General features: G+C 50.1%; 10 protein-coding genes. 2 read left to right on the top strand and 8 right to left on the bottom strand.

Translation table 11 applies throughout. The features are described 5' to 3' along the window. Positions 1-171 precede the first annotated feature (171 nt). Together PGX44_RS06235 and PGX44_RS06240 are read left to right on the top strand one after the other, a co-directional pair. A complete protein-coding gene (locus tag PGX44_RS06235) occupies positions 172-870 on the top strand; it encodes a DUF542 domain-containing protein (RefSeq protein WP_498854665.1) in 699 nt (232 codons plus the stop codon). A 150-nt stretch (positions 871-1,020) separates the two neighbouring features. After that, a complete protein-coding gene (locus PGX44_RS06240) occupies positions 1,021-2,028 on the top strand; it encodes an alpha/beta hydrolase fold domain-containing protein (RefSeq protein WP_498854666.1) in 1,008 nt (335 codons plus the stop codon). Positions 2,029-2,503: 475 nt separating this feature from the next. On the opposite strand, the gene PGX44_RS06245 is transcribed toward PGX44_RS06240, so the two are convergent. The 8 genes from PGX44_RS06245 to PGX44_RS06280 form a co-directional block, all read right to left on the bottom strand. Further along, entirely contained in the window at positions 2,504-3,331 is an 828-nt protein-coding gene (locus PGX44_RS06245) for an Asp23/Gls24 family envelope stress response protein (RefSeq protein WP_498854667.1), read from the bottom strand. Next, positions 3,328-4,143, bottom strand: coding sequence for a PHP domain-containing protein (locus PGX44_RS06250; RefSeq protein ID WP_498854668.1), 816 nt, complete (start codon positions 4,141-4,143; stop codon positions 3,328-3,330). Before PGX44_RS06250 ends, PGX44_RS06245 begins: the two co-directional genes overlap by 4 nt. Positions 4,144-4,160: 17 nt before the next feature. Next, positions 4,161-5,615: a leucyl aminopeptidase gene (locus PGX44_RS06255; protein ID WP_498854669.1), complete on the bottom strand. Its 1,455-nt coding sequence runs from the start codon at positions 5,613-5,615 to the stop codon at positions 4,161-4,163. A gap of 218 nt (positions 5,616-5,833) precedes the next feature. Continuing rightward, positions 5,834-6,589: a carboxymuconolactone decarboxylase family protein gene (locus PGX44_RS06260; protein WP_498854670.1), complete on the bottom strand. Its 756-nt coding sequence runs from the start codon at positions 6,587-6,589 to the stop codon at positions 5,834-5,836. A gap of 16 nt (positions 6,590-6,605) precedes the next feature. Next, complete coding sequence (locus tag PGX44_RS06265) at positions 6,606-7,472, bottom strand: aldo/keto reductase (protein ID WP_498854671.1); 867 nt, start codon at positions 7,470-7,472, stop codon at positions 6,606-6,608. Further along, positions 7,469-7,831: a cyclophilin-like fold protein gene (locus tag PGX44_RS06270; RefSeq protein WP_498854672.1), complete on the bottom strand. Its 363-nt coding sequence runs from the start codon at positions 7,829-7,831 to the stop codon at positions 7,469-7,471. Before PGX44_RS06270 ends, PGX44_RS06265 begins: the two co-directional genes overlap by 4 nt. A gap of 70 nt (positions 7,832-7,901) precedes the next feature. Further along, positions 7,902-8,789 (bottom strand): LysR family transcriptional regulator, encoded by an 888-nt coding sequence (locus PGX44_RS06275; protein ID WP_498854673.1) that lies wholly within the window; start codon positions 8,787-8,789, stop codon positions 7,902-7,904. Between the two features lie 280 nt (positions 8,790-9,069). Beyond that, a partial coding sequence (locus tag PGX44_RS06280; protein ID WP_498854674.1) for a glucosyltransferase domain-containing protein occupies positions 9,070-10,613 on the bottom strand: 1,544 nt, incomplete at its 5' end.

Here is a 10,613-nt window from a genome sequence, read left to right on the forward strand (position 1 = left end):
ACACCATATTCTATATACTAGCCCACCTGGAAAGAGCGGTCAATTTTTTTTGCTAATCTTTATCCATCGTTGTTCTTGCAACAGATTATTTTTCTTTCTTATCGTAGAATATAGTCATGAACAGAGATACCCACTGCAGAGATGCAGGTTGCATAGAAGGAGGCATGCCTCATGATTACCAAAGAAAATACCTTTGCTGACGTTGTCAAACAATATCCCCAGACGATTCGTCTGCTGAATGATTTACACCTCGATTATTGCTGCGGCGGCGATCATACCCTGGCCCAGGGCGTCGTCGGTAAGGACGTCAATCTCGATGAGCTTCTGACACAGCTCAACGCTATTGCTGAAAAGGCCCAGAACCAAGACGGGTCTGCCGTTGCCTCTATCGACGATTTCAAAAGCCTCTCCATTTTGGACATGCTCGATAGTCTCGAACAGACTCATCACGTAACAGAACGGGAACAGATGGCATCTGTAGAACAGCTCCTCAACAAGATCCTCATCGTCCATTATCCCCATCACGGCGAACTCCTGACAAAGCTGCACAGCCTCTACGCCCACCTCAAGGCCGAACTGGAAGAACACTTTGCCAAGGAAGAACGCCTTGTCTTCCCCCTCATGCGGGCTAATATGCCACCGGACCAGGCAACCATTGCGTACGTAAAAACACTGGAAAACGAACACTCCGCTGCAGGCGACATCATCAAGGAAATTCAGGCTCTGACCGATAATTTCACTTTGCCGGAAGACGCATGTCTTACGTACACACAGACATACAAGGAAATGGAAGCCCTCTTTGACGATATCTTCATTCACATCTTCAAAGAAAATTCCATTCTCTTCCCGGAATACGAAGAATTAACGTGATACCACTCTACCCCTCTACTACTATATAGGTCATCCGGAAAAGAGGCTGCTATCTTCCCCTATTTGGCAGCCTCTTTTTCGTGCGCCTTGACAAATAGTACTGGATAGTACTATTGTTGAAAGTATAATAAAACCTGAAGGAGGAGTATAATGAATAAGAAATGGATTACCAGCCTCATCTTGTCAGGCTGCTTACTCGCAGGAGGGAGTGCCTTTGCCATGGAACCTATACATGTCGATGCTGCAACGGCCAATATGCCGGATAAAGTACAGAGCCAGCGGCTGAAAGTAAACGTCGTCACGCCAGAAATCAAGGAAATTTCCAATGTCGTCTACGAACAGGTCCCGGCCCGGGGCTTTGAAAACGTAGCTATGAAAATGGATATTCTGAAACCACAGTCTAAGACACCCTTGCCGGCCATCGTTTACGTCACAGGTGGCGGTTTCATCAATGCCAACAAAGACAACGGCTTACAGCTGCGCATGCACCTGGCTGAAGCAGGCTACGTCGTAGCCTCTATCGAATACCGTGTAGCACCGACGGCTACATTCCCGCAGCCGCTTGAAGATGTGAAAGCCTCGATCCGCTACCTGCGGGCTAATGCCAAGAAGTTCAATATCGACCCGGACCGCATCGGTATCGTCGGCGGCAGTGCCGGCGGCTACCTCAGTGCCATGGCCGGTACGACAAGCGGCACGACGACCTTCGATACAGGCGACAACCTCGACCAGCCGAGCAGCGTCAAAGCAGCCGTTGACCTCTATGGCCTGTCGGACCTGACCCGCATCGGTGACGACTACTCACCAGAAGTCCAAAAATCCCATGAATCAGCAGGCGCCACAGAAGCCCTCTGGGTCAACGGCTCCCCCGTCTTCGGTGGCCGTGACGGCGGCATCAATGCCGACCCGGCAGCAGCCAAGGCAGCCAACCCAATCACGTACATCGGCAAAAACAGTGCGCCAATGCTCCTCATGCACGGCACAGGCGACTACATCGTCTCACCCAGCCAGACAGACCTCCTCTTCCAAGCCCTGCAAAAAGCAGACATCCCGTCGGCCCGGTACCTCGTTGAAGGCGCAGCCCACGGCGGCATCTATTGGAACCAGGCAGAAGTACTAAACGTCATTACCAATTTCTTCAATAAATATCTTAAGTGATACGAAATACGATAGAATAGCAAAACGGAGGCTCTATAATAAAAGTTGGGGACTCGTGGACAATCTCTTCCACGAGTCCCCATTTTTTGATATAAAATGGACATATCCATTTTACTTCAATTCAACCACCATGAAGAACCGAAAGGAGAAACAGATATGTTCACGTATTATTTTATCGAAAAAGACTTAAATTGAGAAGAGAATTCTATCAAATCTGTGGAAAAAGTAGACGGCGTGTTGCATGTATACGCTAAATTTAAACCTGCTTCTGTTGCCTGCCTGTTCTGCCACCATAAAAAAGTATACAGCAAGGGATATTATGATCAAAACGTGCTGGCAGGGGATTGGAATGCTGCAGCGGTTGTTGCTCATAGCCACAAAAGACGCTATCAATGCCCCCAACTTTTGACAAAGAGCCAAAAAATATGCTTGTCCCCTATTCTTTCGTTCTTCACAGGGACAAGCATATGTCTGTTTACTTCGTTGCAATGCCGCGTACGGTTATTTTCATCACGTCGACAGACATGCCGGTCATGTATTCTATGTCGTGCTGGACTTGGTCTTTGATGGTGCGCATGAGTTGTTTCAGGCTTTCGCCGTAGTAGACGGTGATGGTCAGGATGATGGCCAGGCCGTTGTGATCGGTTTCGTAGTTTTTGGCTACTTTGACGCGGTTTACGCGGGCTATGCCTTTGATTTGGCTTAGGCAGTGGCGTACGATGGCAAAGAGGACGTCGTCGGAGAAGACGAGTTTGCCGTAGTAGCTGAAGACGGGGCGGACGACGAATTGTTCTACGTCGCCTTCTTTTTTGCCGCCTTTGCCGCGCAGGAGGGTCCGGATGGGGTCTAAGAGGTAGCCGTGGAAGTGGGATTTCAGTTCCATCGTCGGCACGGGAATGATGTGTTTGCCTTCTTTGTTGCGGATTTCCCGGGCCTTGGCGATTTCTGCTGCGGACGAGACGTCTTCGATGTGAATGAACTGGCTTGCTTCCGGCAGGTGCAGGGCTTCGCAGATGCGGTGAATCATGTGCTTGGACGTGCCCAAAATGAGGAGCTGGTCCGGTGCAATCTTTGCTAAGGCCTGCCGTACGGAGGCGGCGTGGTCGGGATAGAAAAAGATAGCCCGGCGCACGGCCTGCATGCGGTTGTTTTCTTCCTTGGCTGAGTGGCCGACGACGATCTTATTGTGGTAAATAAGGAGGCCGTCATCGATGATACAGTCGATATTATAATCGTGGGCAACGACTAAGGCGTGGTGGCTTTTGCCGGTGCCGCTGGGACCGATAAAACCGATACATTTCATAAAATCCCCTTCTTTTTTCCTAAGGCCAGGAACTCTGCTACCTGTTGTTCCTGGACAGAAAAGAGACCGAGCGTTTCAGGGAAACGGCCTGATACGCCGTGGAAGTCGGAACCGCCGCTGATGAGCCAGTGGTGCTTGTGGGCCAGGGCGAGGAATTCATCGAACCGGCCGCGGTTGTTGGGATGAAATACTTCGATGCCGTCAAAGGGATGGGCCAAAACCTGGCTGAGCGTATGCTTGAGGAGGCCGGGATGGGCCAGGACGGCAACGCCACCGGCGGCGTGAATGAGGCCGATGCATTCGTCAATGGACCAGCGTTTGTAGGGTACGTAGACGGGGCCGCCGCGATACAAGAGCGTGTCGAAGGCAGTCTTTACGTCAGGGCAATAGCCGCCGTCGACGAGCATGCGGGCAATGTGGGGCCGGCCTACGGTGCCGCCTTTGTCGAGGAGGTCTTCTACCGATTTGCGGTCCAGGTTGTAGCCCCGTTCAATGCATTTATCGACGATTTCCAAGGCCCGATGGAGGCGTTTTTTGCGAAACTGGCGGCAATAGTCCGTCAGTTCCGGGCTGTGCGGGTCGATGTAATAGCCCAGCACATGGACATCCTCGTCTTCACATTCACTGCTCATTTCTATGGCCTTGATAATCGTAAGGCCCGGCGCAAAGTCATGACCGCTGTAGGCAGCCGTCGTGTCGTGATCCGAAATAGCAATGATATCGAGGCCGGCTTGTACGGCCATACTGGTCAGCTCTTCCGGTGTATAGACGCCGTCTGAGCAGGTGGTATGCATGTGCAGATCTATTTTCATTTCCCCTCACTCCCCCGTTATTTTGTTGCCATGCTCCGGAGCAGTTCCATAATGGTCTTAATGCCCACGCCGGTTGCGCCGAAGAGGCCTGTTTCATCTTTCTTTTCATTAAATGCCGTGCCGGCAATATCAAAGTGGATCCAAGGTACGTCGTCTTTGACGAACTGCTTGATAAAGAGGCCCGCCGTAATGGCACCGGCTGCAGGGCCGCCGACGTTCTTTATATCGGCAATTTCACTCTTCAGCTGGTCTTCATATTCCTTGTCTGCCGGGAACTGCCATACCTTTTCGTGTACCCGTTCGGCTGCGGAAAAGACGCGGTTCAGCCATTCCTGGTCGTTGCCGAGCATACCGCTGCGGACCGTGCCAAAGGCAGTGACGCAGGCCCCGGTAAGGGTGGCAAAATCGACCAGACGCGTAGCTCCCAGTTCCTGGGCGTAGGCTACGGCATCGGCCAGTACGAGGCGTCCTTCGGCGTCGGTATTCTTGATTTCTACGGTCTTGCCCGTATACATGGTTATGACGTCATCGACGCGGTACGACATGCCTGACGGAATATTTTCTGCCAAGGGCAGGACAGCGACGACGTTGACCGGATATTTGAGAAGCATCAGGGCGCGGATAACGCCCAGAGCCGTGGCTGCGCCGGCCATATCGTCTTTCATGAATTCCAGACCGGCATGACTCTTCAAGGAAAGGCCGCCGCTATCGTAGAGAATGCCTTTGCCGACAAGGCCCAGCATATTGGCGTTGTCCGGGTCGCCCTTGTAGGTAATGGTGACCAGCTGAGGCGGATTCATGCTGCCTTTGCCGACGGCGACGATGCCGCCCATCCCCTTCTTTTCAAGGCTCCACTTGTTGAGCGATTCCACTTGGATCTTATCGCTCTTGCACAGTTCCTGTACCAGTTCCGCAAATTTTCTGGGCGACAGGTCATTTGAGGGCATGTTCGTCAGGTCGCGGGCGAGGTAAATGCCTTCGTAAACGGACGAGTAAACATAACACATGGAATTCAGTTCTTTCGTCTGCAGGGACTGGGTAATGAGATTGATATTCTTTACGAGATGCGGTTCGGTCTGTGTCTTATAGCGGATAAATTCGTAATTGCGGTATAAGAGGCCGTCGATGAGCGAGGGTGCGTCCATTTCCAGCGTATCAAGGAGCAAGGCCAGCTCGCGCACGTTTTCTTTGATGGCAGCAGCCATAATGCGCCGGGCTACACGAAAATCTTCATACGTAGAATACTGTACGGGCTTATCGTCCAAACCGACGAGCAGGTACGTGTGCACTTTTGTGCCATTGGCACTGCGGAATGTATAAAGTGATGTATAATGCAGCACGTCCGGCCGTTCTTGCAGGAACGTGCGCAAGGCCGGCTGGTCTTCTTTCGGTATGTACTGCAGGGCACGCATATGTTTGTCCACACCGATAACCAGCGTGTCAAAGCTGCCGTTGCCGTTACAAGTAATCATGGATAAATCTCCCCTCACGTAAAAACTGTTGTATCTATTCTAAATGCTTTATATCTTATTATACATGGTATAGAGAGCCAAAATCAAGCAAGGGCCGGGGCCGCAGGAAATGCAAAAAAGGCCTGCGTACGCGTTTTGATGCGTCCTTTTGTACTGGGAAAGAAAATCTGTTCTATCCGTTGCAAAAGGCGCGTGCGCAGCCGCAGGCCTGATATTGCTTATTTCAATTTGCCGTACTGTTCGTCCGTTACCGGTTCGAGCCATTCGTTACCCGTATTCTTGCCTTCGATTTCGATGGCCAAGTGGGAGAACCAGCTCGTCGGAGCGGCGCCGTGCCAATGTTTGACGTTGGCAGGAATATTGATAATCGTGCCCGGTGTCATTTCGATGGCATCTTTGCCCCATTCCTGGTAATAGCCGCGGCCGCCGACACAGATCAGCATCTGGCCGCCGCCTTCGTCAGTCGTATGGATGTGCCAGTTATTACGGCAGGCCGGTTCAAAGGTTACGTTGTGAATGGGAATCTGTTTCGTCGAAACGGCAGCCAAATAGCTCTGGCCGACAAAATACTTAGCATAGGCATCGTTGGGATCGCCAATGGGGAAGAAAATTTCCTGCTGGTATTTTTCCTTGTCTGTCAGGGCCGGCGTGTCATCTGCCCAGATTTCCTTGGCCATGTTGAATACGGCCCAGCCCTTTGGCCAGCCGGTATACATGGTCGTATGCGTAATGACCGAAGCGATTTCGGCCTTTGTGACGCCGTGATTTTTGGCGTTTTCCAGATGATACTTGAGGGAGCTGTCTGTAATCCCCGAAGACATGAGGGCGACGACCGTAATGATACAGCGCGTCTTCACGTCGATCGTTTCGTCATTCCAGACTTCACCAAAAAGAACGTCGTCGTTGAGATGGGCAAAGAGGGGTGCAAATTCACCCAGCTGTGTTCTGCCTGCAGTTTGTACAATTTTTTTCATGGAAATTCCTCCTCTATTATAGCTTCCCGCCAAAGACAGGGAAATGGCTATCAGCACCATAGCTTTCAATATGTGGCAAGGCCTTCAGTTCGTCCATATCGGCATCGGCAATGACGAAGTCCAGGTCGGCGTTCGTCTGCATGTGTGCCGGGTTGGCCGTCTTAGGCAGGACGACGGTGCCTAATTGCAGGTCGTAGCGCAGGCAGAGCTGTGCCGGGCTGACCTGGTATTTCTTGGCCATGGCGACAATATTGTCGTTCTTCAACGCTTCGCCGTGGGCAATAGGTGAATAGGCTTCGACGCGGATGCCGTGACGCTGGCAATAGTCGATAAGGCCAAAGTTGGTATTGGTAATGTGGGTCAGGATCTGGTTGACCATCGGCTGGATACGGCAGTCAGAAAGGATATTTTCAATATCGCTTTCGAGGAAATTGGAAACGCCAATAGCGCGGAGCTTGCCTGCCTTATACGCATCTTCCAAGGCCCGCCAGGCTTCGCGGTTCCCTTCTTCGTAGCGGTCGTCCGATTGGTTCACAGCTTTCCACGGCTGCGGGCTGTGGATGATCATGAGGTCCAAATACTCGAGGCCCATTTTTTGCAAGGTCCCGTCGATGGATGCAGCGGCGCTGTCGTAGGTCTTGTGTTCGGCTGCGACCTTGCTGGCAATGAAGAGGTCTGTCCGCGGTACGCCACACGTGCGTACGCCTTCGCCGACACCGGCTTCGTTGCCGTAGGCCTGGGCCGTGTCAATAAGGCGGTAGCCGAGCTGAATTGCCTGACGCGTAGCTTCACCTGCCTGGGTGTCATCCAGGAGCCACGTGCCTAAGCCGAGTTTAGGAATCTTGACGCCATTGGTGAGCGTGTATGTTTCTGTGAGAATCATGATTTTTCTGCCTCCTGAAGCGGTGTGAAGGTCACGTCCATGTCGCACGTATCTTGAAGGAAATGGAGCCCTTCATCGGTGTGACCGATCCGTTCCTGCTTACAGCAATCGCTGTCCTTATAGAAAAAAGAAATACTGCCTGCAGGCGACCAATAGCATAGGTCTCCGGCATGGCAAAGGGACTGGGGGATGCCCTCTGCCGGCAAGGTACCGGCGCCGCAGCGGCAGCATAGCTCCCAGCCGTAGAGATTCATCATGGGCAGGGTGAGGGGCAATTTTTGCCAAAAGGCCCGGGCTGCCGGATTATCTGCAAGGGTAATGGTCAGCGTATGACCGCCTGTTTCCATTTGTATGCGCATAGTGACACCTCCCTGGATTTCCTTCTGCTATTATTTTACTATTTCCTACAGGTATGTCTAATGCTTATGTTCAATTCTTTTCTATACGGCTCAGGCATTCCTTAAAATAATCGAGAAAGGCACTGGCAGCGCTGGCATTACGCTGAAAACGCTTCCAGACGAAGACGCTCGACATGGAAAGCTCCGGATAAAGGGGCCGGAAAACGAGGCGGTCTGAAGCGAAGAGGTGGACTGCCCCTTCGATGGTGAGCGCTGAGGCCACACCACTATCAACGAGGCCTACGACGTGAGTGATAATGTTGTACGTAGCAAAAATATCAAGGTGTGTCACTGTATCGCCGAGCCAGGCTTGGAGGCGTCGTTGCACAGCCGGGCGGTTTGACGTAATGATCGGCTCGCCCAACAGGTCGTCCCGCGTGATATAGGGCTTAGCGGCTAAGGGATGACTCTTGCGCAAAAGAAGGCCCCAGCGTTCGGCATCACGCATGCGGATATAATCGAATTTCGTCACATCCATAGGCTCCAAGAGCATGCCAAAATCGAGGAGGCCATGCTCGAGCTGCTCCGTCACGTATTCGGCGCTGTTCGTATAAAGCTGGAAGCGGACCTTCGGGTGGAGCTGGCGAAAGCCGGCCAGGATCTCCGGAAAAATCCGCGTCGAATAAAGGCCGCCACTGCCAATGGAAATAACGCCACTGAGCTCGGTTTTCTGGGCAAATTCTTCGTCAATTTTTTGGATGAGTACTTCCACCTCTTCGGCCCGCCGTTTGAGCATGAGCCCTGCATCCGTCAGCTGCAAACGCCGCCCGCGTACAAACAGCGTCGCGCCCAGCTCCTCTTCCAGCTGGGCAATCTGCCGGCTCAAGGTCGGTTGTGTCACATGTAACAGTTCTGCTGCCTTCGAAATATTTTCTTCCCGCACGACAGCGAGAAAATAATGCAAAACACGTAACTCCATAGCCAGGCCTCCTTAGTATTGACACATCGTTATTGTTTTCATTATAGCACAAAAACAAGCGTCCCCATACAGTCAAAGACCGTACAGGGACGCCTGTTTTCTCATATCCACGCCCCACACAAGGGGCGGCCGTGCATTACCGACATCGTGATAATTTCAACCCACGCGCGTGCTACCGCGCGACTTTGTACTGGTTTATTATATCATATCCGTGAAGTGATGTGTTAAAAAGTTAGTTAACTCCTCTATCACAAGTGGAAAAATAGATAACCAGATCGTCTTATTCGCTTAGATATTGTATGATCAAGCTATTATCTTTTTCATATAATTTATAAAACTCATTGCTACGAACTGATGTAAGCGCCTGAATAGTTGCTGCATCCGCTCCCCCACTTTTTAATTTAACCGTTGAGGTTCTAAAGCAGGATAAGTACTGCCCTCCCCAATACCAATTATTATTCATATAGATGGGAATCAGACGACTAAATAAAGGGCGTTTTTTCTTTGCCAGTATTAAGGCCTGGCTCTCAGGTGACGTACCAATAAAAGCTACCTCATTAAATTTCTTCCCTTCCTGCGTTTCTATTTGATTGATATCATACACCAAATATGTAGCAACCTGAGTATTTATTTTATCCTGTTGTTTCAGGAGATTACCATAGTATGAGGAAAAGGATAAGGTACAAGCTAGTGATGCTACGAGTAAAAAATAGAACCCTTTTTTTATTTCGCTCACATGATATAGCATTAGCCCCATAAAAAGAGAAAAAACAGTAAATGAAATCATTACGCGGGGAGCGATCACCGGTTCTTTTAAAAGAGTAAGTGTAAAAATAGTTGCTCCCAGTAACAGAAACGGTACCGTCAAAATGAATATAACAGAAACTAGTTTTATAGGTATTGATGTCCCTCGTCCTGTCCAAACCACCCAGGATATATGCCCTAAGGCACCATATAATACCAACAGCAGTAAAATTCCCATGACTCCGATAGTTACACCGTAGTCAACATACAGGGAGAAAAAAGCACTAATGTGAGCATACCAGGTCTGAAGCCCTTGCCCTGATAAAGGATTCAATAGGCTGACATGAGCGCTGGCATACCCGTTATCGGACATATAATAGGGTACAATACTAAACCGATATAGTAAGCCACCCAGGAGCATTGAAAAGGCACGCAACAATATCCGTTGTATAATAACGTTTCCTTTCACTTTTATATATAGAAGCCAGACGCACTCTACAATAGCCAGGGAAATATACGAACCCAAGGCGGCCTGGTAGAGGCAAAGAGATAGCAACACAGCAATACAAGATGCCAGAAATATTTTTTTATTGCCAAGTGATTCAGGCAAAGCAAAGAGTATAAGAAAAAGACTTAGCGCAAGCATCATTCCTAGCGAATCATATTTGTACGATAAATTTTCCAGCATAAAAAGATTCAAATACCCGCACGCGGCAACACCAAATAGTTTCAGAGCTGAAGCAGCTGGAATGATTTTCTTCGCGAAGAAGAGTAACGCATAGTCGAGTACAATCGTTGCCAAGATTTGTATCCATGGCGACATGTCCATCAGAGGCTTTCCATCACTCAGAATAATGCTCAGTAAGGAAACCATCGGTCGTCCATCACCATCCCAACCGGTTCTCCCAGTTAACAAGCGCCCTAAATCATCAATATAATAAAAATTAGCCCAAATAATAGGGAGCACATATACCAGTGAAAAGATCAAAAGATAACAAAACGCTTTAAAATATTTTCTATCTGGGAGTGTAAAATGAAGTGTGTAAGTTACCGGTAACCAATTTACTAACTTACGCACTT

It is taken from the genome of Caecibacter sp. AF58-12pH5A (assembly GCF_027681725.1).
Taxonomy (GTDB): domain Bacteria; phylum Bacillota; class Negativicutes; order Veillonellales; family Megasphaeraceae; genus Megasphaera; species Megasphaera hominis.

What these genes read in the sequence shown, in the direction of transcription:
- PGX44_RS06235 (WP_498854665.1), top strand. Translation starts at nt 172, where the DNA reads ATGATTACCAAAGAAAATACCTTTGCTGACGTTGTCAAACAATATCCC.
- PGX44_RS06245 (WP_498854667.1), bottom strand. Translation starts at nt 3,331, where the DNA reads ATGAAATGTATCGGTTTTATCGGTCCCAGCGGCACCGGCAAAAGCCAC.
- PGX44_RS06265 (WP_498854671.1), bottom strand. Translation starts at nt 7,472, where the DNA reads ATGATTCTCACAGAAACATACACGCTCACCAATGGCGTCAAGATTCCT.
- PGX44_RS06260 (WP_498854670.1), bottom strand. Translation starts at nt 6,589, where the DNA reads ATGAAAAAAATTGTACAAACTGCAGGCAGAACACAGCTGGGTGAATTT.
- PGX44_RS06240 (WP_498854666.1), top strand. Translation starts at nt 1,021, where the DNA reads ATGAATAAGAAATGGATTACCAGCCTCATCTTGTCAGGCTGCTTACTC.
- PGX44_RS06255 (WP_498854669.1), bottom strand. Translation starts at nt 5,615, where the DNA reads ATGATTACTTGTAACGGCAACGGCAGCTTTGACACGCTGGTTATCGGT.
- PGX44_RS06275 (WP_498854673.1), bottom strand. Translation starts at nt 8,789, where the DNA reads ATGGAGTTACGTGTTTTGCATTATTTTCTCGCTGTCGTGCGGGAAGAA.
- PGX44_RS06250 (WP_498854668.1), bottom strand. Translation starts at nt 4,143, where the DNA reads ATGAAAATAGATCTGCACATGCATACCACCTGCTCAGACGGCGTCTAT.
- PGX44_RS06270 (WP_498854672.1), bottom strand. Translation starts at nt 7,831, where the DNA reads ATGCGCATACAAATGGAAACAGGCGGTCATACGCTGACCATTACCCTT.